Raw genomic sequence first — 23,774 nt, forward strand, 5'->3', positions numbered from 1 at the left:
CCAGCAGCAGGCGGACTTTGTGGCGCCAGAAACGGGTATAGCGGCGGCGGAGATATTGTCTTAGTGAAGAAAGAGGTACATCTCGTTCCTCTGCCCCGGCCACCTCGCCTGTCAGGCGAGGGTCATGCGGCGTCAACGGGATGTCGTTTTTCTGGAAAGGGATAAGGAAAAAAATAAGCACGCTTAACGAACTGGTCAGAAAAACCGTACCCAGCAGCGAAATCCAGAATACGCGTTCACCCGTCCATTCAAAAAAAAGATGAGTTGTCTGGGCCAGAATAAACAACAGAGCCAACAAAACAACCAGGATACAGAGACCCGCTCCCTGGATGTATAAAAACCTTTTCATATTGGATTATTCCTTGCGGGCAAGTCCGGCTGCCTGAATAAAGTGGGGGCGTTGCAGAGCAGTGAGGGCACGGCGCAGCAGGAAAACAGCGCCGGGCAGAGACACGGCCAGCGACAGCAGCACGCTGAACACGCCGTACCAGGAAAACAGCCAGTCCGGGAAAAAACTGACAGTTGCTCCAAAAACCGCAATATTGAGCAATACCGCAAGGCTGAGCGACCCAGCCGGATAAGGTAACGGAGCCAATCTTACATCTTCATCATGGGTAACCGGCAGACTGTTGCCGACAACCATCGCACTGGCCTGTTTGCCATGCGCCTGTAGCAGCCAGTGGCTCCCCGGACCGTAACTGACCATCTCTGCTGCCGCAGCCACCATCAGCCATCCGGCCAGGGGCCCGTAGTTAGCGCTGATTTTCGCAAAATCGACAATACCACCGGCGGCGATATCAGCCTGCAGGGGCAAAGGTAACTCATTAACCACCCGCCCCAGCGCCTGCGCGGACGGCGCAGATAACCCACTGTGCCAGACCAGATGTTTTACCCCGGGAGGCTGCTGCGCCATATCACGTAATTCCGTCAATTCACGGGGCAATGCATCAGTATTCAGCGGCATGGCGCGAAATACTCGCACCGCATCGCGCTGTTCTGACGATTTCAGCATCGCATCGGGCAACAGCAGCAACGCACAGGCAAATTCCGGTAAGTTTTCTTCCGGCTGGCGGTAATGCAGCGCCAGCACCAGTAGTGGATAACGAGCAGTAGACAGGAATTTATTCCAGTTATTAAAAATTGACGAACTGGGTAAGGCATGAATATCTGGCATCCATGGTAATTCTTCATCTTCCCAGAGAAGGGAAAAATACTGGAGCTCCTGTTCTTTATCAGGAGCAGATGTCTGTATTACCACCGTTAACGGACCTGAAGGACAGGACTGGAAAAGTATTGTTTTAATCTGGTTTATTAACAAACGACAAAGTTGTTCAAAGCGTGAAATACCAGGAATTAAATTTTCCTCAGGGAGCAATGTTAATAAAGGAGTTTCGTCACTGTTTTCAGGCATAACACCCGCCAGTCGAGAAAGCAATTGTGGGTCTGCGGTTAATACCACACATCTGGTCACGCATAAATGCAGGTGTGCTTGATGCCGCCATGCCAGATGCATATTTCGTCGCCAGTTATTCCAGTTACGGACGCGGAAAGTCTGTATTTCCCACCATAACAAATAAAAGGTTACGGCAACAGTAACACCCACCAAAGTATATCCGGTCAGTGGTAGCCAGTAACCGCTTGCAAGCGTTGGTAAATCACCGGAGGGTGAATACAGTACCACCCGCACTAACGCGATAAATACACCGGCGAAAGTAATTGACAGGCATATCCAGGGTGACCAGGGTTGTGCATCAGGCCTCGCGGGAACCTCTGGTAATGACCAGCCCATCAACCTATCTCCACATCCGGCAAACTAGCGTAGACCACAGAACCACAGGCACTCTTACAGCCATGCACCACGATCCCCCTGCCGTTTTCCTCATAACTCATATCACATTCCACTATCGGGTTAGCGCCGTGCTCCGGGCAATACACCTGGTCATTCAGCAACATCGCGTTTTTTCCTTCAATATTAAAAGTGGACGATGCTGAAATAACTCTTCCGCCATGAGAAGTGACATCATTGATAACAACAACACGTCTAGCCATATTTACCACCTATTACTAACTGTTCCTAATATTTATTTTCACTCATGAGCCCTGCGTTCATACCAAAAAACCCATGAAACATTAATGCAATAATTACCAACCGTAAAAACCTTCATAATTAAACTTCTCGATTGACATATCAGGCAATAAAATGTCTCACACAACGACATTCAGTTAATAAACTTTAAGTCATAGAATATGTATGTGATTAATTCCATTGCTGGTAAATACAGTAACTACTTTCAGCGATGATAATTTTTCATTTCTTCCCGATACATCGGGCTATTTCTTCGGCCTTTCTCTTCACCGCATCTTCTGCCACATCCTGCCGGATTGCCGGGGGAATATCCGGCTTATTCAGTTCGCCTGTGAAATAATAATCATCACTTTCCAACCAGTCCGCCTGCCTGCGCAATTCTGCCAGGCTTGCCCGATCCCATGAATGCCAGCAATACCCTAGCGGTAGATCATAGGCCACAACTCGACTCATAAAATGTTCATTCATTGGCAGGGTACTGTGATCGGTCGGGCGCTGAACATAGGTCCTTATATCTTCCAGCATTTCAGTTCTCGACTGTTTTTCATATTTCACCCGATCCTCTTTCGATCCCGGCCCAGGTTGATACCAGGAGGAAGGTGTTTTAGGCACCATCTTCTGGTCAAAATAACCGTATAGTGAAATGTAATAACGGTAGTCTATGTCAACGGGTCTTTTCGTCGTCGGGTTAATCTGTCCGTAGCCGTATCCTATTGAGCCAGTTTGCTTTTCAGTGCTGGCATAATCCTGGTCAAAATTTTTCAGTTCCTCAGAAGTCAGTGGTTCTGGTACCTGTGGCGCATTAACCGTCAGCATTTGTCCTTTGTCTGGTTCCGGCCAGGTCATCTTCTGAAGCACCGTGGTCGTACTGTCCCAGAATGGCTTACCATCCCCAAGATTACTGAAATGGGTTTGTGTATCCGGTGCATTTCCACACGGTGTATTACGCCCCAGCATACGGACATAAAGTGTGTCGCCTGCCAGCTTAAATAAAGAATGGGATTCACTATAATCACTTTCTTTTGTATTAGGTAACCCCTGCCAGCCAATACTTCGCAGCGGAGCCGAGCCCATCACCCGGTCATGCGGATTACAGTAAATCCACGTGGTACCGTGGTTATCGCGCTCCGGCAGTCCAGCGTGGGTTTTCCCTTCCGGCGTCCAGCTTTCGCCATCGCTGCTGACGCCTGCCAACAGGCGATCGTAGCCCTGCTGCGCAAGGCGGGTTTTGTTTTCCGCAACCTTTCTAACGATATCGGCAAACGTAGCCTCCCGGGCTTCCCTACTGATGATCTCTTTCACCGGATAGGAAATATAGGTGGTGAGTTCGTTTTCCAGCGCATAAGGTGAATTCATGACGAACAGCGCATCCGGTGCCTCAATGGCTGCTGCCGCCAGCGCAACCATTGTCCCCTGGCTGTGCGACAGCACCGTAACTGTGTCTTCAGGATATTTACTGCGGATGGTTTTTATCAGGTCCGCCAGACGCCCGGCGGCGTGCGCATAATAGTGGCGCGGCGGCGCCGCGGTCAGCAGGCGATCACGCTCACCATTCATCAATTGAGTGCTGAAGGGGATCGGCGTACCCAGCACATTCGGCCAGTTGTCAAATCCCTTCTCACTCCACAGGCTGACCAATTGATTACAGCCGTTCTGGAACGGCCCGCCGCCCCAGAACCATGGGCCTTTCGTTTTGCGCTCTTCGGGAGAAAGATCATAGTAATTATCACCTTTCTTGTTTTTTAACGGAATGGCGTATCTATCGGTTTCGTTATTAGCAGCACGATAACCCCAGTAGAAGCGGATAACTGGGGAGCGGTTTTCTTTGATAATTTTCCTGGCAGGAACAATCCATTTGGTGCCATCTTTGTTCCAGTGAGCATCTGCGTATTCGTTAGCTTGCAATTGATGTACAGTATCTTTGTCAGATAACCCAAGTCGATTATTCAAACCATTACATAATGATACTTCAGCCTCTTTATACCATTCGCCTTCTGAATTAACTCCATGTACGAATATAATTAATCCAGGCAACTGCAATGGCGGTTGAACTTCCGCTTTCACTTTTATATTTTTATGGGAAGTCATTGAGTAGGAAAATGGCGTGCCATTATCGGTTGTATGCACCTCTACTTTTCTGGTTGGTGAGGATTTATTATTCATGAGAGACTATCCCTGAAAATTTTACGGGTTCTAATCGTCGGTCGCATTGCATTTTTTCCTGAAGAATTTGAGATACATCTATAGAAAGTTCTGGTTGATAAACTGGTCCAGTCACTCCGGGATAGCCTATTTTTTTGGCAGACTCTGCATTTGGGTAAAATGTCCATTTTAGGGCATAAGCATTCGTTGGCGATCGTTTAGAAGAATGATATACAATCAAATAAAATCCCTCATCCATGACTAACATATCATAATCTTTTGTATCACCTGTTGGATCCTGAGTATGGCTGCCATATTCAACGCCGTAGAGTGTTTTTCCACTATCAGTTGTGACAATGACGGCATTCATACAACCTTTATCTGCTCCCATACAAGCTGCATGATTTGTATCTATTGTTGCTGGAAATGCCAGATAATCATCACGTATGGACAACCAGAATAAACGGCCTTTAAACAGGTATCCTGAACCGTCCAATACTTTGACATGAATATCTTTTTCTTTGTTATTATAAAACGTTTGCCCATTCTCGCAGCGGGTATAATTCTCCAATGTAAAATAACGATTATTATCTATCCGGTAGATCACCTGCGGCAGACCATATACCGGTGACGGTGCATTTTTGTCTTTTTCTGTCATTACCGTTTCATGCAGGCTCCCTGCCCCCAGACCGAATGCGGCGCCTTCAGTAACGCAACCGCTTAATGAAAAAAGAGAACAGCTTAACAACACTAGTTCCAAAAATAATACGATTAATTTATTTATCATATTCTTACCCCAGTTATTTATTCAAAAGAGTCTTCATTCCATCTATTGATTTCGAGGTTGCAAGCGAATAAGGGGACAAGCATAACCAGAATTATGACTGACATATCTGCTTCGTTATCTAAAAAAATTCATAATGTGTAATTGGACAATTTAATAACGGTCCTCGCAATACAATCAGCCCGTGTGTTTTTTATAATCAAGACCCACCCCTGCTTCACTATATAATTGAACTTACCGAATAGAGCCTCCTGGGCGTAATAAATAGTCATCCTTACGCGCTCTATTCCCGGAACACCACTTAACAGCGGCTGGAGAAACCACATAGTTAATTTATGTGGTACATTCTTCTTCCTGTTATTTTTTCAGGATAATTTTCAGCATATCAATTGTCTGTGAATTTATAAGCGAAGAATGTCCCATCGCATTCGTCATGCCAGACATTACGTTTCCGTCCGGCAAGTGAATCTCATATTTCTGATTTGCCAGAGCCTTTCCAGAAACCGGATGAGTAATAATAAACTTCTCATCAAAACTTCCCGACTCAAACGACTTCATTACTGCCTGCATACTACCCGAACCTGCTTTCTTAATACCGGTGTTTTTTATCAGCAACTTTCCAGGACCGCCAATTTCAACATTCCCTCCTTTGATTTTGATATATCCGCCCCCGCATATCAGCGTCAGCTCATCCTGTGCCGTTATTACCAGTCTCTTACCACTCGAAATATACGTGTCCTGCGTTGACCAGGTGGTAATATTTCCGCTCTGCGCCTGAATATCAATATCCCCCTGCGATGCGAACCATTTAGCCCCCCTCTGGCTCCAGAGGCTAATTTGTTTTCCTGCTGCCAGTGTGAAGTCCTTTTGCGCACCCAGATCCAGTTGTTTACCGGCGATCAGCGTCAGATTCTCCTGCGCTGACAGCAACATATCGTCACCACTTGCCAGCGCCACGCCTTGAGAGGCCGTCGCCAGCAATATTTCCTTCTGAATCTGTTCTATTTTCTGTTGCAGCAACTTCTGTTGACGCCCCACATCTGCAGCCAGCGCCTGTGCCTGTTGTGCACCGGCAGCCAGCGACTGCATTTCCACCAGCGCCGCTGAAAGCCGCGACAACGCAGGCTCCATCGCCAGCTGCTGCCCCTGCGCTTTCATCTGCGCATCAGCGGTGATGAAAATCCCTTTCCCGGCCCGTATCGCTCCGTAGCTGTCGGTACGCAGCTCGAATCCCTCCCCGCGCGGCTGTTTTCCGCCGTCCACCAGATGCCCCAGGTTCAGCTGGCTCTTGCCGCCGTACTCCGTGCTGACCTTGACGTGCTCTTTTCCCCGCGCGTCGTCGAGGCGGATTTTGTTGTTCGCCGGCGTGCGCAGCACGTTACGTTTATAGTTCCGGATGGTGACAGGGTCCGGGTGCGCCGAGTCGTGCAGGACACCGGCTATATACGGCCGGTCCGGGTCGCCCTGTTCAAAGGCGATGGCCACCTCGGTTCCCGCCAGCAGCGGCAGATGCAGGCCGTACGTGTCACCGGCATACGGGCGCGCCTGGCGTACCCACAGACTCTCTTCCCCCGGCGGCCAGTGGTCGCGGTCGAACAGCAGGCTGACCCTGTAACGCCCGTCGCGGTCGATATGGCCGTAGATATCACTGCTTTTCGTGCTGGTGACCCGCGCCGGCAGCGTCCCGGCCATCACCGGCCTGGCGATACTGGCCGGGCGGAAGCCGTAATCTTCCGAATACGGGATGGCGTGGAAGGCCACCACAAAACTGCGGTCGCGCCGGGCGCGGCTGTGGATGTGGGTTATCACCACCCCCTCACGGAAGGTGCCGGTGACCTCTTCGCCGCCGCTCACCTTCAGTTCCTGACCGGGGGCGAGCGTCGTGCAGCTGCTCTTTCCGCTCAGCCGGGTCTGGTCGTTCAGGTAGCGCTCGTGACGCAGGCGGGCATAAAACGCCCCGCTCTCCGGCGCCGGGTCGCGCGGATGGCTGTCGCCCGGCGTCAGGTAGTTATCCCCCCAGTGGTACGCCTCGCCGTAAGTGGTGCTGTCGCCCCGGCTGACATCGATGCTGAGGCTCATCTCCGCCGGCGCGTTGCGGTAGTTATAGTCCCGGGTGAACACCGACTGCGGCACCACGCGATGCCGGCTTTTCAGCGCCCACACGGATTCCGTCCCGCTGTCGTGCTGGCCGGAGGGCGGCACCGACGGCAGAACCAGCCCCTGCCCGTCGTGCCGCTGGTCGTCGTAAAACTCCACCACGTCAATGTTCAGCCGGGTGTCGGCGGTAAAGCGGAACCAGATACCCACCTCACTCAGCAGGCGGGTGATAAAGCGCAGGTCGTCCTCGCCGTACTGCATCACCTGCTCGCGACGCGGGTACGCCTGCGCCAGCGTGAAGATAAAGTCCTCCCCGCGCATGCCGTGGCGGGTGCGCAGGATATGCTCCACGATATCCGGCACCGACATATCCTGGTAAATCCGGTTCTGGTGGCTCCGGGAGAGCAGCGCCAGACGAGGCTGCAGAGTCAGGGAATAATGCGTTTCGTCCCGGGAGGCGGAAAGGCGCTCAAACGCCGTCACCACGCCCTGAATCGTGCGTACCGGCTGCCGGATTTTTACCCCGAAGCCCTGGTCAACCGGGGCCTGCAGGGTGAAGGCGGCATCCTGCATCAGCATCTGCTGCGGCGTGAGGGTTTTGTCGGCGCTGGTGAATTCAATCTGGTAGCTGAACGGTTCGCTCAGGGCCTCATCGCCTTCAAAGGCCAGCACGTCCAGGAGGGCGCGGCAGCCGCGCACCGTTAACAGAGGATGGTTGTGGCTGAACTGCTGTGCCGGGATATCACTCATTCGTTCACCTCTTTCTCAAACGTCATCGCAATCATTTTCTTATCGTCCCGACCCGGAGAAGGGCGCTGAGGCAACTGTCCTGCAGCCACAGGGCTTAAGCGCAGCTGGCTTACCGCCGGTAATATCTGCTGGCAGAGCAGGCTTTTTCCGGCGTCAGGCGGCAGGCAGAAGAGACTTTCTGTTGCGCGGGCGCAGTTTGGGTGAAGACGACGTAACAAAATGGCGGGATTTTCCATGAGAGTTTCTCTTCAATCATTTCAGGTACGCTACCGCCCGTCGCTGTTCACTTACCAAAGCGCATCAGGCCAGCAGACCAATTTTTGTCGTTGTTGAACACTTGCCCCGCGGCTGCTCAGCAAAATAACTGCGGACAGGAAAACCTGCCCGTTTCAGGCTCAAGTAGTGACACCTACGTTTGGCGAATGGGAGTCTGTGATATCCGCTCCGCCGTTGCTCTTCAGCAACAGGCAGACCGGAGTTGCCATGCTACTTCTCCGTTTCATTGATTGACGCGCCGCTCTCCCGCGATAAGGCCGAAGGCATGCCCGGTGGCTGGCAGGCATTCACCTGCGGTACCAGACTGATTTCGACACGGCGGTTCAGCGCACGCCCTTCAACCGTTTCATTGGTGGCTACAGGACGGTTCTCGCCGAAGCCCTGCACCGCAAAACAGCTCTCCGGTACATCTCCGGTGTCACGCATCCAGTCGCGCACCGATTCGGCACGCTTCAGCGAAAGTATCTGGTTGGCTTTTTCCTCACCGGTACTGTCGGTATGGCCCGCAACGACAATCAGCCAGCCGGGTTTTGCTTTGATGCCAACCAACGAGTGCACCAGCAGCTTTGTCGATCCGGGCTTAAGCGCCCACCTCCCGGTATCGAACAGCGACATGCTGTCGAGGCGGATGGTTTTCGGCACGGTTTTTTGTGCTGGTTTTTGTGGCGGAGGTGGGGGTTCCCAGGAACGAATCGCGGCCAACACCGGTATGCGTAAATAGGCCCCGTGATACAGACCGAGACTCAGGTTCAGCGGCTCACCGCGGCGCGCCCACTGATCCAGTTGAACCGCATCCCCACTCAGGATTTGCAGGGCGCGGGCTTTCGAGGCGTAGTCAACCATCGCAATCTGCTCATAGTGCTGAATATCGAACCCCACCCGCTGCAGTAGCTGGCGGTTGTTCCACGCGCTGGCGCACAGTGCGATGAGAATGGCAAGGGTGAACAGACAGAACGCCCGGCGTAAAATCCTGGCGCGTGGCGTCTCGCTGACGCCCAATGGCAACAGTGGCAGAATAAAATCCGGTAACAGGACATCCGCTGATGAGGTATCAGGCTGCCAGCCAGGTAGTGAGCCCAGAGCGGTATGATGAGACAACCAGCGCTGCCACAGATTCTGAGGCAGAACCGGTGCCCCCGACGGCGTCATGTGATACAGCATCATAGCGGGTATCACCGGGGGCGTATCAACAGAGGGCGCCGTCAGCATAGCCAGCGCCGTCTCGTGCGTCAGGCGAACCAGCGCATTCATCCTCACCTGTGTGGCCAGACGCTCCCTTCCGTTCTTTTGCGCCAGCCAGGTCCCGGTGCAGCAAGGCGCGTCATTCGCCTGCCACACCTGCATGGCTTCCCCGGTCTGCGCTGTCTGCCATAGCGAGTGAGGAACAGACGCCCCTGCCACGTGACTGCTCAGTAGTAAAGGCACCGAGCGGCGGCAGTCGCTCCGCGCCTGGTTCAGCTGCCAGCGCAGCTCATTAAGCCCGACCGCCAGCGCCGCCTCATCACCGTGCAACTGCGGGCAAACGCAGGCCATCACCGCCAGCTGCGATATCAGATCCGGGCGTTTACGCAGAAGAGTACGTACCGTCTGCTGCAGTTCGGCGGTAGGAACATTTAACCAGCAGCCCTGAGCCGTACGCAAAACCACCCCGCACTCCGGCCACCTGGCGATATCACCGCAGACCAGCACCACCGGCAGGCGGTACGGCGCGTCCGGAATGTCATCCAGCCAGGCATCCTCTGTAAGTCCCCATTCCCCCTTGCGCCCGGCGACAATCAGGGCAACGATGACTGCGGTCAGGATCAGCGCAACAGCCAGAATCCGCCCGCCGGTAGCCAGCGGCAGAAACAGCAAACAGAGCAGTACCGCAAGGATCCCGGCCCAGAGCCATAACAGGCGCAAATGGTTCACGCTCATTTTTCCGCCCCGGGCAGCAGGGTTGTAATCAGGGAATCAAGCCAATGATTTAGCCCCAGCCACAGCGCGGCGATCGCAACCAGCGACAGCCCGAGGCAAACCGGCCAGCGTCGCAACCCGTCCGCCAGGCCGCTACGCCCGGATATACCCGCCAGTACAGGCTGGCTCTGGTCGGTTTCAAACGGCGAAACGCGCTCCGCCAGTCTGGTGATAAGCTGGTCGCGAACCGGCTCATCCAGGGCATAACATCCCTTAAAGCCCAGCATCAACACGCGATGGAAGCAGGTCAGTACCGCCACATCCGGCGCGGGCTCATGCAGAACCTGTCGCATCCGCTCATACAGCGCATCGCCGGCGTCCAGGGCACCGAAGTATTTCGCCTGCAGCGGACGGTCATACCAGACGATGCAGGCATCATCCTCACCTTCACGTCCTTTAGCTGTCTCATCCAGCAGCGCACACCAGGCGTAGAGAATATGCCGACGGCTCGCCTCGCTGAGGCCCGCGGTCTCCAGTTCCGCCATGACCTTTTCAATATGCTCTACGCAATGTCGCCAGAGGCGTTCGCCCTCCCCGTCGGCCAGTCTCGCCCCGCACCGCAGTTCCGTCACCGTCAACCAGGCGTCAGCCATCAGGGCGTCGATATTCGTATCCTGTTTCATGAGCGCAGTACCGCATAGAGTTCGAGTTCAGGGGCGCCCAGCAGACCGGGGACGTAAAAGACACAACTGCCTTCCAACAGCATCGCTCGCGCCGCCGGATGGGCCATATCAAGGGTGAAATACTGGTTCTCCAGGCGCAGCGGGATGGCCGCCGGAACGTGGCTCATCGCGCGCAGAGGGATGCCGGGTTGCGAACCGTTAACGACCCGGTCGACTTCATCCGGGCTGCCCGCTTTGCACTGAAGCGGAAACTGCTCCAGTAGCTGCGCTACCGGCAGCGCCGATCGTACCGAGAGATAAAAATCCGCCTCTTCACGCAGTCGTGGATCGTGCAGACGGGCATGCCAGCGCTTGCGTCGTTCATCATGAACCATGTCAATCGCCACCACCCTCGATGGCAGACTGGCTTCCAGCAGTCCCCCCAGCAAGTCAAACAATGGAGGAAAGACCGCCGTTAACTGCTCATGACGATAGGCCGGAATATCGGCTGTAGTGTGTTCAAGAGAAAAAGTCAGCAGGCTACCTGCCAGACCGGCCAACGCTGTATACAGACGTTCCGGATGCACCTGCGGATGACGAACAAAATGGCTGAGCACCGGCTCAGCGCTGTTGAGCGCACTCAGCAGCCAGAACAGCGACACGTCCGCTACCGCGAAGTCGGCCATTCGCTCGTTGCTTTCCCGACGCATAGACATCAGGCGCTGCAGGCGCGCACGGAGCTGACCCGTCAACTGTTCGGTTTGTTCCCTCAACCAACGGCTGGCCTGTACGTTCAGCAGCGGCGGCAGAAAAGACTCGTCCTGCGACCAGTGTCCCTGGCTATCGCGCGTAAGACGGATCGCGGCGACGGTCTGGTAATCAGCGTTGTCGCTATCGGCCTCACGCAGCGTCAGCTCCGGCTGCATTACCGCAATCTGGCGGCAGTCCTCCCCATAGCGGTTTCGCACCTCCCGCCAGGCCAGACGCCAGCGCACGGGACGCTCCGCTCTCTGCTCCGGTTGCAGACAGTTGCCACCGTTCTCATGCTCATGGGGCAGCGCCAGAACCACCGTCAGTTCGTGATGTTCTGTTTCCGGCAGGTTCATCACCGGCGGCAACGCATCGGCGTTATCGCTATCAATGAGCGTGCCGTCGGCGAAACGCACGCACAGGTGGTCGGCTTTCAGTTTCCCCTGCTTCAGCAGCGCGGTATTAAACTCCGCCCGCGCCACTCCCCAGGGATGAATTGCCCCCAGCCGGGCGACATACTCTGTCTGCCAGGCCGATTGCGCGGTTTCCTGCTGAAAATGTTGGGGAGAGATCATCTGTCCCCGTCCCCATAACGGTCGTACTGTTTTCATCCCTGCTCCTGTATTACGCTTTTGATATCAGACCCACCTGCGACAGGGGCACGTCCGTGTCTTCCAGGGCTTTGTCGGGCTGCTCCGCGCTATTTTCCGATTGACGGCCCTCACCCTTAAACTTTTCTATAACGCTTCCAGACCCTCGCCTGAGGGGCGACAGAAAGCGCCGCCATATCCAGAAAGGGATTCATCTCACCCCAACAGCACGCCCGGATTAGGTTGTTTTTTAAACAGAAAACAACGAGTACTCTCTGTTTCCAGTACTGCGGCTTGCCTTTCGCGAAGCGGTGTTGATATTTACCAACATCAGCCATTTCCGGATAATTGATTAAACAACGCACCCGATTAATTCTGGGGCCAGCGTGTTCATTTCGGCTCATAATTTCTGAGTCAACGCGGCGTCTTTTAGAATTTATTCAAACGCCTTTCTGAATATAGCGATATCAAAGTCTGTATTTGAGGGCACGGGATAATTGACGTATCGCCAGCATGGCATGAAGTTAAAGTTTCTCGCATGCATCCTGCTCGTACTCAAGGCCTTTAAAAACTTAGACACTCTGACGCATATTATTTCCCGCCCGTTCTTTTAGCGCCTGCTCAGCCCAGATAAACGCTCTTCTGCACGACATTATGAAAACGCGCAGCTAAAAAGAGCTCCCATTGGCGTTGAATTTTTTCATCTTCCAGATAAAAGACGCCCCGCTTTGCCATTACTTAAGCCAGTAACGATGCAGCGCATAAGCGGAAATGCGACGCCGCTATTCGCGCCTCTCTGACGTGCAGCCTCAGCTTAAATCAGAGGCCGCCTTACAGCCGCACTCGCAATATCCTGGCCATAGCGCTTCCTTCCCTGGAGGCGTATGGGCCAAACATAACGATTTTCTTTGCACAATCATCGCAGGGCCAGACATCAGAATAGAGCAACTCATCCGTATTCAGGCAAAATATAAGACTTTGCTTAAGTATTTAAATGAAAATACAAAAAATAATAAGCATTATGCGCACAAAATCAACAAAAACATTCATCATCTGACTGCGATAAATAAAAAATTCACATCTCACAAATGAATAAATATTAAATTCACATATAAACAAACGGAGTTTATTGATGCTAATCAATGAGCGAAGGCAATCAGGCCATTCCGAGGCGGAAAAGATTGCGCGTATCCAAAAAAATATGTTGAGTACGTTTGATCGCTCGCAAGCCATCAGCCAGCCCAACCCCGACGCTAAATATAGATATCAATAATTTTAGATAGGATAAATATAGATTTTAAAAATAATATCTGATGGCCTCTACGCTGTTCATTGACCAGGCGAGTGAGAGCTGGCGAAAGTGAGGTTTGCCGCTGCGGCGGGAAATAGAATAAAGGTTAGCTGGCGCTGCGGGCCGCGCTCTGGAGAGATGTGATGGTTGCCTGACGCCCGCAGGCAACCGGTGCTCATCAGTGCTTCACGATATACATCGTGCGGCTATAGGCGACGTCTTCCGGATTGGCAATCGGATACCCTTTCAGCCACGGTTTAATTAGTCGCCCGTTGGTATACTGGTAAATCGGCGCGATAGGCGCTTTCGCCATAATGATTTTTTCCGCCGCGTTGTAATCGTCATTGCGCGCCTTTTCCGACGTTTCCAGCGCCGCCTGAGTGAGAATTTTGTCGTAGGCCGGATCGTTGAAGCGGGAGATATTACCGCTGTGCGTCGAGGTTAGCAGCGACAGGAACGTTGAAGGTTCATTGTAATCCCCCACCCACGAAGCGCGAATCACATCGAAGTTGCCGGTATTACGGCTGTCGATATAGGTTTTCCACTCCTGATTTTGCAGCTTCACGTCGACGCCAAGATTCTTCTTCCACATAGACGCTACCGCAATGGCGATTTTCTGATGATTCTCCGAGGTGTTATACAACAGGCTGAGCTTCAGCGGGCGACCCGGGCCGTAGCCCGCCGCCTGCAGCAGCGCTTTGGCCTGGGCATTCAGCTCAGCCTGGCTCATGCTCTCGATTTGCGACGGCTGGGGAGTGAAGCCGGCAGTAACATCCGGAGTAAAACGCCAGGCCGGTTTCTCACCAGTACCCAGAATTTTTTCCGCCATCAGACGGCGGTCGATAGTCATACTCAGCGCCAGGCGGACGCGCTCATCGGCGGTTGGCCCTTTCTGTGTGTTAAATGCGTAATAATAGGTGCCCAGCTGTGGCGGAGTGTAAACCTGCCCCGGAATATCCTTCATCAGCTTCTGATACATATTTTTCGGGAACGACTCGGTAATATCGATATCACCGGCCAGATAGCGCTTAGTTGCCGCTGACTCCTGATTAATGGGCGTAAACGTGACCTGCTGGATCACCGTTTTGCCGTTGTCCCAGTAGTGCGTATTGGGAACCACCACCAGTTTTTCATTCACCACGCGATCCTTTAAAACGTACGCGCCGTTGCCAATCAGGCTTCCCGGACGGGTCCAGCTGTCGCCGCTCTCAACATTCGCCTTCTGGACCGGATAAAACGCAAAGCTGGCGGTCAGATTGCTGAACCACGGCAGCGGTTTATCCAGCTGAACGCGCAGCGTTCGCGCGTCTACGGCGGTGACGCCAAGGGTATCCGGCGCGGCTTTACCATCAATGATATTTTGCGCATTGGCGATACCGGCCAGCGCCGCAAACCAGGCAAAGGGTGAAGTGGTTTTGGGGTCAACCAGCCGTCGCCAGCTATAGACAAAATCTTCTGCCGTCACCGGCGTTCCATCGGACCAGCGGGCATTATCGCGCAGGGTAAACGTCCAGACGCGGTTATCATTGCTCTGCCAGCGAGTCGCCACGCCTGGTATAAGGTTGCCTTTCTCATCCTGATTGACTAAACCTTCAAAAAGATCGCGGATAACCTGAATTTCAGGCAGGCCGACGGCTTTCGCGGGATCTAAGGTGGCGGGCTCATCTTTTATGTGCCGCACCAGCACCTGTTTTTCGGCTAATACGGTGCCGGGCGGGACATCCGCCGCCCAGGCAAGAGAAGAGACGCTGGCTAACCACAGCGCGCCGCATGTCAATTTGACAGGATACTTCATAAGATCCCCTTTAAAATAAAAAAACCAGAGCTGGCAGTGCGATAATTATTTGTTTCATCACCTGAAATTGCAAACAGCTTGTGAAAGAAAGTTGACATATATGCTGATTTCAACATTGCTGGAAACTATTTGATTCCGGGACGGTTTTACACAACACTGCTGAAAAATAACCTGATAACAGGATGCCCTATGCCCGTTTCTCGTCCTCGCCCCCAGCGCGGTGATTTTCCGCCTGGAACTCAACGCTACGGCCAGTCTTACCTGGGCGCGCCGCTGCTGTGGTTTCCGGCGCCGCTGGCCGATAGCCGTAGCGGCCTGATCCTTGCCGGTACTCACGGCGATGAAAACGCCTCCATCGTCACCCTCTCCTGTGCGCTACGAACCCTCAAGCCAGAGCTGCGCCGTCATCACGTGGTGCTGGCGGTCAACCCTGACGGCTGTCAGCTGGGGCTGCGGGCTAACGCACGCGGTATCGACCTGAACCGGAATTTTCCAGCGGCGAACTGGAAGGAAGGAGAAACCGTCTACCGCTGGAACAGCGCGGCAGAGCAGCGCGATGTCGTTCTACTCACCGGCGAAAAGCCAGGTTCGGAACCCGAGACCCGGGCGCTGTGCCAGTTGATCCATCAGATCCACCCGGCATGGGTAATCTCATTTCACGATCCGCTGGCCTGCATTGAAGACCCCGGCCACAGCGAACTGGGGCACTGGCTGGCCGATGCGTTTAGCCTGCCGCTGGTGGGTAGCGTCGGCTATGAAACGCCCGGTTCTTTTGGCAGCTGGTGCGCCGATATCGGCCTGCCCTGTATCACCGCCGAATTCCCGGCAATATCCGCCGACGAAGCAACGGAGAAATATCTGCAGGCCATGACGGAGCTGCTGCACTGGCACTCTCAGAGATGAAGCACCCCGGTGCTGAAGTGCAGCGCCGGCTCAACATCCACGGCCAGCCATGTTGGACCATCAAGATCGGCAAAACGGGCCAGCGGCGCCAGCGGTAGCGCCGCGCTAATCGCTCTCGACGTACACAGCATACAGCCCAGCATCCGCGCAAATCCCAGGCGTTCTGCCTCCTCCGCCAGCAGCAGCGCTTCAGTCAGACCACCGGTCTTATCCAGCTTGATATTAACCATTTCATAGCGGCCGCGCAGCGCCGCCAGGCTATCGCGAGTATGGCAGCTCTCATCAGCGCAAATAGGCAGCGGATGGATAAAATTCGCCAGCGCTTCATCGGCCCCAGCCGGAAGGGGTTGCTCCAGCATCGCGACGCCGACGTCCGCCAGCAGCTGACAGCGCTCGGCCAGACCGTCGCTGCGCCAGGCTTCATTGGCATCGACGATGAGCGTTGCCTGCGGAACCGCCTCGCGAATGGCAATTAACCGCTCGCTAATCAGATGGTCATCAAGCTTCACTTTCAGCAGCGTGGCACCTTTCTCCCACAGGGCCGACGCGCTGGCCGCCATCTGCTCGGGGGTGCCGATCACCACCGTTTGCGCCGTAACCACCCGGTTGGGCAGCGTCACGCCTAACAGCTGCGAGATGCTTTTACCCGCGCTGCGCGCCTGCCAGTCCCAGAGCGCGCAGTCCACTGCATTACGCGCGGCCCCTGGCGGCAGCAGGCGTTGAATCTGCTCTCGAGTGACGCCCCGCTCAATCTGTTCGCCGATCGCCATAATCTGCGCCATCACCGAGGCGATACTCTCTCCATAGCGAGGATAAGGCGTGCATTCCCCCGTGCCCTTGACGCCATTCTCTTCAATTTCCACCACCACGACTTTTGCCTCGCTGCGGCTGCCGCGGGCGATCACAAAAGGGCTATGTAGCGGCCAGGCTTCTTCATAGACTCGCAGATTTCGCATTCCCTGAACCTCGCAGGTAAGTATTAAAAGGATTTGCCGTGCCGATGACGGATGTCATACACTAGCCGCGACGTTAACTATATGTAAACAGGAAGATAACCATGTCACAAACCGTGCATTTCCAGGGCAACCCCGTTTCTGTTCAAGGCACCATTCCGCAGGCAGGCGCTAAAGCGCAGCCGTTTACGCTGGTGGCCAAAGACCTCTCTGACGTCGCGCTGAGCCAGTTTGCGGGCTCCCGTAAAGTGCTGAACATTTTCCCAAGCATCGATACCGGCGTTTGCGCGGCATCGGTACGTAAATTCAACCAACTGGCGTCAGAACTGAACAACACCGTAGTGCTGTGCATTTCCGCCGACCTGCCGTTCGCCCAGTCACGCTTCTGCGGCGCTGAAGGCCTGAACAACGTCGTGACTCTGTCCACTCTGCGCGGTGCGCAGTTCCTGGCCGACTACGGCGTAGCGATCTCCGCAGGCCCGCTGGCCGGTCTGGCAGCGCGTGCTGTGGTCGTGATTGATGAAAACGACCAGGTGGTATACAGCCAGCTGGTGAATGAAATCACCGAAGAGCCGGACTACGACGCAGCCCTGGCCGCGCTGAAAGCGTAATATCCCCACCAGGTAACGTAAGCCCTCGTTAAACGGGGGCTTTTTTTATTCCCGCGTCGCATAGCGGGAGATAAAGCGCGCAATCGCCGGGCCGGTCAGCAAGATAGTGAACAGGCGCAACGTCTGCATCGCCATAATAAACGACATATCCGCCCGCGTGCCGGCAGCGATAATCGCTACCGTGTCCAGCCCGCCCGGGCTGGTCGCCAGATAGGCGGTCATAAAGTCCAGCGGTAAAACCTGCGTCAGTCCATAAGCCATCAGCGCACATAGCAGAATCAGGCCGATAATCGATGCCAGGATCTGCGGCAGGGTTTTTAACGCCAGCAGGAAGATCTGTTTATTAAACTTTAGACCAACGCTCCAGCCAACGGCGGCATAAGCCAGCGCCAGCAGCCACTCAGGGAGTTCAAGCTGCAGCCAGCCTTCTCCCTGCACCAGCGCGCCGATCAGCATCGGGAAAAGCATCGCACCGGACGGAAAGCGCAGACGCAGCCCCAGCCAGCCCGCTGCCGCCGTCACCAGCAGCGTAAGCGGTAGCTGCCAGCTTATCGGGGGAAACCAGGCGACCTGCTGAGTCATCTCCTGGGCTTCGCCGCCGAGCGCAACGCGAACCACCAGCGCCGCGGCACCGGCAACAAAAAGTACGCGCAAATACTGCATCAGCGCCACCAGTCGAACGTCGGCGCCGTACTCCTGGGCCATGATAACCATCGCCGAAGCGCCGCCCGGCGAACTTCCCCACGCACCGGTGGCGCCGGGTAGCGCGCTATAGCGCACCAGCAGCCATCCCGCCAGCGCGCTGATGGCGAGCGTGGAGAAGAGAATCAGCAGCACCAGCGCCCAGTTTGCCAGCAGAACACCGAAAATCGAGGGCGTCAGGCTACGGGCGATCATGCAGCCGATAATCATCTGAGCGGCAATAAAAAAGGGTCGGGGAACGCGGATTTCCGCGCCGCGAAGGCTCAGGCAAATGCCGGCAATCATCGGCCCCAGCAGCAGCGCGGCCGGGAGGTGAAACCAGAACAGCGCAAAAGAGATCGCGCTGGAGAGCACCAGCAGTTTCATCCACTGAAAAAAACGACTACGCCAGATCCACATGCGTATTCCTGCAAAAAAGAGGGTAAAAACGCAGTATATACAGATTCATTCGCCGCCAGTCCCCCTCCTTTTTCTGGAAATGTTCTGGAAATGCCGACCGACGGCGCAGGCAGCCGGTCGGCGGGAATTACTCGTCGCCTTTTTTCTGGCTCAGACCGTACTCGCGAAGTTTATTGGCGATGGCGGTATGCGAGACGCCAAGCCGCCTGGCCAGTTTACGCGTGCTGGGGAAGCTACGATAAAGCTGGGTAAGCACCGAGCGCTCGAAACGGCGCGTGATATCATCCAGCGAGCCTTCCATCGCTTCTTCGCCAACCGCTAATGACGAGACGTCGTGATCCGGCAGCAGGATATCCTGAGGGCGCAGTTCAAAACCGTCCAGCTGAGTCAGGGCACGGTAAATCGCGTTTTTGAGCTGGCGCACGTTGCCTGGCCAGCTATAGCGCGTCAATACGCTGTTTAAATCGGCAGAAAGTTTCGGCCGCGGGATACCCTGCTCATCGGCGAAACGCGCCACAAACAGTTCGGTCAGCGGCATGATGTCCTGCGGACAATCGCGCAGCGGCGGTAGATAGAGCGTCAGCACGTTAAGACGATAATAGAGATCCTCGCGGAACAGCCCTTTTTGCACCAGCTCCACCAGGTTTTTCTGCGTCGCGCAGATCACCCGTACATCTACGTGGACTTCATGATCTTCCCCGACCCGGCGGAAGGTTCCATCGTTGAGGAAGCGCAGCAGCTTAGTCTGCATTCGCGACGACATTTCGCCAATTTCATCCAGCAGAACCGAACCGCCGTTAGCCTGCTCGAAGAACCCCTTTTTGCCCTGGATAGCGTCGCCAAACAGCTCGCTCTCCACCGCGTCCTCCGGAATGGAGCCGCAGTTCAGGGCCAGATAAGGTTTCCCCGCTCGCGGGCTGGCGAGGTGGCAGGCGTGGGCGAGCAAATCTTTACCGGTACCGGTATCGCCGACGATCAGCAGCGGCGCGCTGAGCATAGCCAGCTTGCGAGCCTGCTCGACGACGTGGCGCATTTTCGGGCCTACGGCGAGGATCTGGCTGAAGGCGCTGGTATCCTGAATGGTCATCGTTTGCAGCTGACGCCCCATACGGACCGTTGAACGTAGCATCGCTACCGCGCCGGTTAGTACCTTCTCGCCGTGTTCGCCTTCGAGATAAACCGGGGTGATCTCCAGCAGGAAGTTCTGCCCGTTAACCACCACGTGTTCGGCGTGGGACTCCTGCGGACTATTTTCCAGCCAGCGCTGGACGTTAAAATCGGTAATCAGCTGTGCGACCGGATGGCTGCGCAGCTTCTCCTGGCTCTGGCCAAACAGCTGGCAGCTGGCCGGGTTAGCCAGTTCGACTTTTCCTTTGGTGTCGAGAGACAGCACAGGCTCCGGCATCGCTACCAGCAGCGCGCTGAGCGCCAGATGTTCACGTTCTGACGGCATCCACGCCACGGTGCGCACGTCGGTGACGCCGGCGATACGACGAATTTCCGCCATCAGACTGCTGAAGCTAGCGAACTCCAGCTCGGCGAAATTGAGATAAATTCGGCCAATAGGGTCAATGTCGATACCCCGCAGGTCGATACCGCGCAGCACCAGTAAATCGAGCAATTCACGAGTCAGACCAAGACGGTCTTCACAAAAGACTTCAAGACGCATAGGAGTTTTCACCCTAAAGAGGCCAATAACGGATGAATAATAGGACAGTTATTTGCTGGCGTGAAGATAGCTGTCAACAATTATTGACAGTATGGCGGAAAAATGGCCTTTCTGCCGTAAAGTTATGCGCTCAGAGAGGAAAATGGCAATAAAAACCGGTCGTCATCGCCGCTGCTTTTCTCCCCCGATTGCGCTGCGCATCGCCGTGAGACAAGTGACAGCCTTCTGTGGAGCGGTAACCCGGCTAAGGCGTTCACGCCGCAAGCCGGGAATGCTTAAGCGACTTATTTTTCCGCGCCGCTTTTGCTCTTTTGCAACGTCTCTTTTAGCTGGCCGATCAGCTCGCGGCGGAAGTCCCCCAGCCGCGGTTTATCATCGACGATCCACGGCAGCGGGCGGCAGAGCTCCATCGCCTTGATACCCAGCCGCGCGGTCAACAGCCCGGCGCCAATCCCCTGCGCCGCGCGCGCCGATAGCCTGGCCGCGAGATCCTGCGACATCCAGTCCATCCCGACTTCCCGCACTAGCTCGCTGGCGCCGGCAAAAGCGATATTCAGCAGCACCAGACGGAACAGGCGCAGGCGGCTGTAGTAGCCGAGCTCAATACCGTACAGAGTGGCGATGCGGTTGATGAGGCGTAAATTACGCCAGGCGATAAACGCCATATCCACCAGCGCCAGGGGACTGACGGCAATCATCAGCGTCGATTCCGCCGCCGAGCGGCTAATCTCACGCCGCGCCTGCGCATCCAGCACCGGCTGCACGATCTGCGCGTACAGGCTTACCACTTCGCGATCGTTTTGCGTTTCGTGGATCGCTGCATACCAGCGTTGCAGCGCCGGATGCGATTGATCGAGACCCGCCTGCCGGGCCAGCTTTTCGCAAAAGGCACGCCCTTTGCCGACCGCATGGCTGTGCATCAGGTCCCGAGCCTCATCGCGCTCGTGCGCGCGCTGGCGTAACCGCCACAGACGGCGCCATTCGGTCGCTACCGAGCCGACGCCCGCCCCGACAATCAGCGCGCCGGCTGCGCAGCCGCCGAGGGCGATCCAGTCTTGCGTTTGCCAGGCGGTCATCGTCCACTGCACGCCCTGCGCTACGACGCTGACGCCAAAGATAGCCAGCCCGGCGCTGACCATCTTTCGCCACAGGCTGCGCTTAGGTCGCAGCACCGATTCCACCACCGCTTCCGCCGCCCCCTCTTCTTCTTCCGGCGCGTCAAGGCGCGCAGGGGCGAACTTCTCCGCATCCGCGCCGTCAAAAGCGCGCGCGGATTTCAGAATTTGCGCCTTTTCCACCTCCAGCGGGCCGTCGAAATCAATACGCGGTTTTAAGGGTTCGGTCATCGCAATTTATCTCCGATCAAAAATTCCAGCGCCGCGTCGAGGCGAATATGCGGCAGCGGTTTATCAACATCCATCACTTGCGGGCGGAAGTTTTCAAACTGAAAGCCCTGCTGCTCCCAGAAGGCCTGACCCGGCAGGCGCGCGGGCACTTCCCCGGGATAGACGGTCAGCGGCTGTCCGTCGCTTAGCCGATGCCCCCGCAGCGCAGGGATCTTCTCCCCGTTCACCTCAATAAGCCCGCTCTGCGTCGCCTGAATCGACGCCAGACCCAGGCAATCCATGCTGATGCCTTCAAACGCCGCGTTCTGCCAGGCATCCTGAATCAGCTGCTGCAGCAGCGATACCATATTGCTGTGCTGATCGACGGTGACGTGATCGGCTTTGGTCGCGGCGAACAGCAGCTTATCGATAACCGGTGAGAACAGACGACGAAACAGCGTGCGCTGGCCATAGTGGAAGCTTTGCATCAGCTGCGTCAGCGCGAGACGCATGTCGTTAAACGCCTGAGGCCCGCTGTTAAGCGGCTGCAGGCAGTCCACCAGCACAATCTGCCGGTCGAAGCGGAGAAAATGATCTTTGTAGAAGCCTTTCACCACTTTCTCGCAGTAGTATTTAAAACGCTCGCGCAGCATTCCGGCATTGGTCTGTTTGTCCGCCTGCGCCAGCTTAGCCTCACCGGCGGCATCAACGTCCGGCCAGGGGAAGAACTGCAGCGCCGGCGCGCCGGCCATTTCGCCGGGCAGCACAAAGCGCCCGGGCTGAATAAAATGCATCCCTTCGCGCTTACAGCTGTGCAGATAATCGGTCCACGCCGCGGCGATCTCCGCCAGACGGGTTTCATCGGCGGGCGCCAGCGGATCCAGCCCTTCGCAAAGCTGCCGCCAGCGCGCCGACCACGCCGCCCTCTGCCCCTGCAGCAGTCCGGTCATCTGTCGTGACCAGGTCAGGTAATCCTGGGCCAGCATCGGCAGATCCAGTAGCCACTCGCCGGGATAATCGACAATCTCCAGATAGAGCGTCGAAGTCTCTTTAAAATGGCGCAGCAGCGAATCGTTAGAGCGATAGCGCAGAGCGAGGCGGATTTCGCTGACGCCGCGGGTGGGCGTCGGCCAGACCGGAGGTTGTCCATAGAGCTGGGCCAGCCCTTCGTCATAGGTAAAACGCGGAATGCCAAAATCCCGCTGCGGGACGCGCTTGACGCCCAGCAGGCGTTCTTCTCTGGCCGCGCTAAGCAGCGGCAGCCGTGCCCCGGCGTGGATATTCAGTAGCTGATTGACCAGTGCGGTGATAAACGCGGTCTTGCCGCTACGGCTAAGACCGGTGACGGCCAGACGGAGATGCCGGTCAACCCCACGATTCACCAGCGCATTAAATTCTGTTTTGAGTCGCTTCATCGCCATCCTGTTGAGCCTGAAGAACGAGGGAAATAGACATGAGGGCTAATCAATAAAGTGCAATAGCCCCGCTGCGGCGGGGCTGACGGTTAGTGGCTGGCGCTTTTCGGCATCGCTATTTGACTGAGGCCGCCGGCATTCACCACCTGCGTGTAGCCCATTTCGCTCAGCAGCTGCTGAGCCTGACCCGACTGTCGGCCAACGTTACAATAGACGTGAATGGTATCGTTTTTATCCGGCACTTCAGCCGCAATCCGCGATTTTAAATCCGCCAGCGGTATGTTCACCGCGCCGTCAACGTGTTCTTTTTGATACTGCTGCGGAACGCGGACGTCAATCCAGTGCTCCGCCGCGAAGGCGGGTAAAGCCATCGCCAGCGCTAAACCCAGAAACAATTTTCGCATTTTATCATCCTGATAGAGTGAGTTTTTAGGCACTCATAACATACGCCATCCACGACGTTTAGAAAACCGCTGCGCCGCCCGGCTGAGCATCGGTTCCAGAACAAGCATCAGCAGCATTTTCAGCGGCCGACGCGCGACGGATTTTACCGCCCAGCCAGCGACGCCCGCCGGGCCGTAGCGCAGCGCGGTGAGCAACACCAGCTTGCCTGCGATTTTCAGACCCGGTTTAACTTTTTGCCCGGCCTGCTGCCATTTCATGTTCATTATTAACCTC

At 55.5% G+C, this 23,774-nt stretch carries 19 protein-coding genes and 1 pseudogene; 2 read left to right on the top strand and 18 right to left on the bottom strand.

What is annotated here, in order from left to right; translation table 11 throughout:
- The 11 genes and pseudogenes from ABLV11_RS26430 to ABLV11_RS26480 form a co-directional block, all read right to left on the bottom strand.
- Nucleotides 1–349: pseudogene (locus ABLV11_RS26430) on the bottom strand (type VI secretion protein VasK); the annotation flags it as partial.
- A 6-nt stretch (nucleotides 350–355) separates the two neighbouring features.
- Complete coding sequence (locus ABLV11_RS26435) at nucleotides 356–1,789, bottom strand: hypothetical protein (protein WP_126489006.1); 1,434 nt, start codon at nucleotides 1,787–1,789, stop codon at nucleotides 356–358.
- The gene (locus ABLV11_RS26440) at nucleotides 1,789–2,049 is read right to left on the bottom strand and encodes a PAAR domain-containing protein (RefSeq protein WP_024274502.1); all 261 of its coding nucleotides are present in this window, start codon (nucleotides 2,047–2,049) and stop codon (nucleotides 1,789–1,791) included. The genes ABLV11_RS26435 and ABLV11_RS26440 overlap by 1 nt, the downstream gene beginning before the upstream one ends.
- A 259-nt stretch (nucleotides 2,050–2,308) precedes the next feature.
- On the bottom strand, nucleotides 2,309–4,249 hold the full coding sequence (locus ABLV11_RS26445) for a hypothetical protein (RefSeq protein ID WP_126489005.1): 1,941 nt from the start codon (nucleotides 4,247–4,249) through the stop codon (nucleotides 2,309–2,311).
- Nucleotides 4,242–5,015 carry a hypothetical protein gene (locus ABLV11_RS26450; RefSeq protein WP_126489004.1) on the bottom strand — a complete coding sequence of 258 codons (774 nt, stop codon included), beginning with the start codon at nucleotides 5,013–5,015 and terminating at the stop codon, nucleotides 4,242–4,244. Before ABLV11_RS26450 ends, ABLV11_RS26445 begins: the two co-directional genes overlap by 8 nt.
- 354 nt (nucleotides 5,016–5,369) lie before the next feature.
- Nucleotides 5,370–7,859, bottom strand: a complete 2,490-nt coding sequence (vgrG, locus tag ABLV11_RS26455) for a type VI secretion system Vgr family protein (protein WP_230138175.1) — start codon at nucleotides 7,857–7,859, stop codon at nucleotides 5,370–5,372.
- On the bottom strand, nucleotides 7,856–8,095 hold the full coding sequence (locus tag ABLV11_RS26460; protein WP_126489002.1) for a hypothetical protein: 240 nt from the start codon (nucleotides 8,093–8,095) through the stop codon (nucleotides 7,856–7,858). The genes vgrG and ABLV11_RS26460 overlap by 4 nt, the downstream gene beginning before the upstream one ends.
- 250 nt (nucleotides 8,096–8,345) lie before the next feature.
- The gene (locus tag ABLV11_RS26465; protein ID WP_126489001.1) at nucleotides 8,346–10,052 is read right to left on the bottom strand and encodes an OmpA family protein; all 1,707 of its coding nucleotides are present in this window, start codon (nucleotides 10,050–10,052) and stop codon (nucleotides 8,346–8,348) included.
- The gene (gene tssL / locus ABLV11_RS26470; protein ID WP_004101485.1) at nucleotides 10,049–10,714 is read right to left on the bottom strand and encodes a type VI secretion system protein TssL, short form; all 666 of its coding nucleotides are present in this window, start codon (nucleotides 10,712–10,714) and stop codon (nucleotides 10,049–10,051) included. Before tssL ends, ABLV11_RS26465 begins: the two co-directional genes overlap by 4 nt.
- Complete coding sequence (tssK, locus tag ABLV11_RS26475; RefSeq protein ID WP_126489000.1) at nucleotides 10,711–12,054, bottom strand: type VI secretion system baseplate subunit TssK; 1,344 nt, start codon at nucleotides 12,052–12,054, stop codon at nucleotides 10,711–10,713. The genes tssL and tssK overlap by 4 nt, the downstream gene beginning before the upstream one ends.
- A 1,448-nt stretch (nucleotides 12,055–13,502) precedes the next feature.
- A complete protein-coding gene (locus ABLV11_RS26480; RefSeq protein WP_004101482.1) occupies nucleotides 13,503–15,119 on the bottom strand; it encodes a peptide ABC transporter substrate-binding protein in 1,617 nt (538 codons plus the stop codon).
- Between the two features lie 189 nt (nucleotides 15,120–15,308).
- On the opposite strand from ABLV11_RS26480, the gene mpaA reads away from it, so the two are divergent.
- Nucleotides 15,309–16,022, top strand: coding sequence for a murein tripeptide amidase MpaA (gene mpaA / locus ABLV11_RS26485; RefSeq protein WP_004112466.1), 714 nt, complete (start codon nucleotides 15,309–15,311; stop codon nucleotides 16,020–16,022).
- On the opposite strand, the gene ycjG is transcribed toward mpaA, so the two are convergent.
- A complete protein-coding gene (ycjG, locus tag ABLV11_RS26490) occupies nucleotides 16,013–16,978 on the bottom strand; it encodes an L-Ala-D/L-Glu epimerase (protein WP_070557328.1) in 966 nt (321 codons plus the stop codon). The two genes, mpaA and ycjG, sit on opposite strands and share 10 nt — an antisense overlap.
- Nucleotides 16,979–17,079: 101 nt before the next feature.
- Between ycjG and tpx the strand changes: the two genes are divergently transcribed.
- A complete protein-coding gene (gene tpx, locus ABLV11_RS26495; protein WP_004101479.1) occupies nucleotides 17,080–17,586 on the top strand; it encodes a thiol peroxidase in 507 nt (168 codons plus the stop codon).
- A 45-nt stretch (nucleotides 17,587–17,631) separates the two neighbouring features.
- On the opposite strand, the gene ABLV11_RS26500 is transcribed toward tpx, so the two are convergent.
- The 6 genes from ABLV11_RS26500 to pspD form a co-directional block, all read right to left on the bottom strand.
- Nucleotides 17,632–18,687, bottom strand: a complete 1,056-nt coding sequence (locus ABLV11_RS26500; protein ID WP_004101477.1) for an AbrB family transcriptional regulator — start codon at nucleotides 18,685–18,687, stop codon at nucleotides 17,632–17,634.
- Nucleotides 18,688–18,814: 127 nt separating this feature from the next.
- A complete protein-coding gene (gene tyrR, locus ABLV11_RS26505; protein ID WP_126488998.1) occupies nucleotides 18,815–20,356 on the bottom strand; it encodes a transcriptional regulator TyrR in 1,542 nt (513 codons plus the stop codon).
- A gap of 284 nt (nucleotides 20,357–20,640) precedes the next feature.
- Entirely contained in the window at nucleotides 20,641–21,702 is a 1,062-nt protein-coding gene (locus tag ABLV11_RS26510) for a YcjF family protein (RefSeq protein ID WP_224330424.1), read from the bottom strand.
- The gene (locus tag ABLV11_RS26515; protein ID WP_004101472.1) at nucleotides 21,699–23,096 is read right to left on the bottom strand and encodes a YcjX family protein; all 1,398 of its coding nucleotides are present in this window, start codon (nucleotides 23,094–23,096) and stop codon (nucleotides 21,699–21,701) included. Before ABLV11_RS26515 ends, ABLV11_RS26510 begins: the two co-directional genes overlap by 4 nt.
- A gap of 89 nt (nucleotides 23,097–23,185) precedes the next feature.
- Nucleotides 23,186–23,500 (bottom strand): thiosulfate sulfurtransferase PspE, encoded by a 315-nt coding sequence (pspE, locus tag ABLV11_RS26520; RefSeq protein ID WP_004112461.1) that lies wholly within the window; start codon nucleotides 23,498–23,500, stop codon nucleotides 23,186–23,188.
- Between the two features lie 33 nt (nucleotides 23,501–23,533).
- Nucleotides 23,534–23,764 (bottom strand): phage shock protein PspD, encoded by a 231-nt coding sequence (gene pspD, locus ABLV11_RS26525; protein ID WP_004101464.1) that lies wholly within the window; start codon nucleotides 23,762–23,764, stop codon nucleotides 23,534–23,536.
- Nucleotides 23,765–23,774 lie beyond the last annotated feature (10 nt).

It is taken from the genome of Klebsiella sp. GW_Kp181, assembly GCF_040062315.1.
Classification (GTDB): Bacteria; Pseudomonadota; Gammaproteobacteria; order Enterobacterales; family Enterobacteriaceae; genus Klebsiella; species Klebsiella oxytoca.

What these genes read in the sequence shown, in the direction of transcription:
- ABLV11_RS26450 (WP_126489004.1), bottom strand. Translation starts at nt 5,015, where the DNA reads ATGATAAATAAATTAATCGTATTATTTTTGGAACTAGTGTTGTTAAGC.
- ABLV11_RS26500 (WP_004101477.1), bottom strand. Translation starts at nt 18,687, where the DNA reads ATGTGGATCTGGCGTAGTCGTTTTTTTCAGTGGATGAAACTGCTGGTG.
- ABLV11_RS26465 (WP_126489001.1), bottom strand. Translation starts at nt 10,052, where the DNA reads ATGAGCGTGAACCATTTGCGCCTGTTATGGCTCTGGGCCGGGATCCTT.
- tssL (WP_004101485.1), bottom strand. Translation starts at nt 10,714, where the DNA reads ATGAAACAGGATACGAATATCGACGCCCTGATGGCTGACGCCTGGTTG.
- tssK (WP_126489000.1), bottom strand. Translation starts at nt 12,054, where the DNA reads ATGAAAACAGTACGACCGTTATGGGGACGGGGACAGATGATCTCTCCC.
- pspE (WP_004112461.1), bottom strand. Translation starts at nt 23,500, where the DNA reads ATGCGAAAATTGTTTCTGGGTTTAGCGCTGGCGATGGCTTTACCCGCC.
- ABLV11_RS26460 (WP_126489002.1), bottom strand. Translation starts at nt 8,095, where the DNA reads ATGGAAAATCCCGCCATTTTGTTACGTCGTCTTCACCCAAACTGCGCC.
- ABLV11_RS26435 (WP_126489006.1), bottom strand. Translation starts at nt 1,789, where the DNA reads ATGGGCTGGTCATTACCAGAGGTTCCCGCGAGGCCTGATGCACAACCC.
- ABLV11_RS26445 (WP_126489005.1), bottom strand. Translation starts at nt 4,249, where the DNA reads ATGAATAATAAATCCTCACCAACCAGAAAAGTAGAGGTGCATACAACC.
- ABLV11_RS26480 (WP_004101482.1), bottom strand. Translation starts at nt 15,119, where the DNA reads ATGAAGTATCCTGTCAAATTGACATGCGGCGCGCTGTGGTTAGCCAGC.
- pspD (WP_004101464.1), bottom strand. Translation starts at nt 23,764, where the DNA reads ATGAACATGAAATGGCAGCAGGCCGGGCAAAAAGTTAAACCGGGTCTG.
- ycjG (WP_070557328.1), bottom strand. Translation starts at nt 16,978, where the DNA reads ATGCGAAATCTGCGAGTCTATGAAGAAGCCTGGCCGCTACATAGCCCT.
- ABLV11_RS26515 (WP_004101472.1), bottom strand. Translation starts at nt 23,096, where the DNA reads ATGAAGCGACTCAAAACAGAATTTAATGCGCTGGTGAATCGTGGGGTT.
- tpx (WP_004101479.1), top strand. Translation starts at nt 17,080, where the DNA reads ATGTCACAAACCGTGCATTTCCAGGGCAACCCCGTTTCTGTTCAAGGC.
- vgrG (WP_230138175.1), bottom strand. Translation starts at nt 7,859, where the DNA reads ATGAGTGATATCCCGGCACAGCAGTTCAGCCACAACCATCCTCTGTTA.
- mpaA (WP_004112466.1), top strand. Translation starts at nt 15,309, where the DNA reads ATGCCCGTTTCTCGTCCTCGCCCCCAGCGCGGTGATTTTCCGCCTGGA.
- ABLV11_RS26440 (WP_024274502.1), bottom strand. Translation starts at nt 2,049, where the DNA reads ATGGCTAGACGTGTTGTTGTTATCAATGATGTCACTTCTCATGGCGGA.
- ABLV11_RS26510 (WP_224330424.1), bottom strand. Translation starts at nt 21,702, where the DNA reads ATGACCGAACCCTTAAAACCGCGTATTGATTTCGACGGCCCGCTGGAG.
- tyrR (WP_126488998.1), bottom strand. Translation starts at nt 20,356, where the DNA reads ATGCGTCTTGAAGTCTTTTGTGAAGACCGTCTTGGTCTGACTCGTGAA.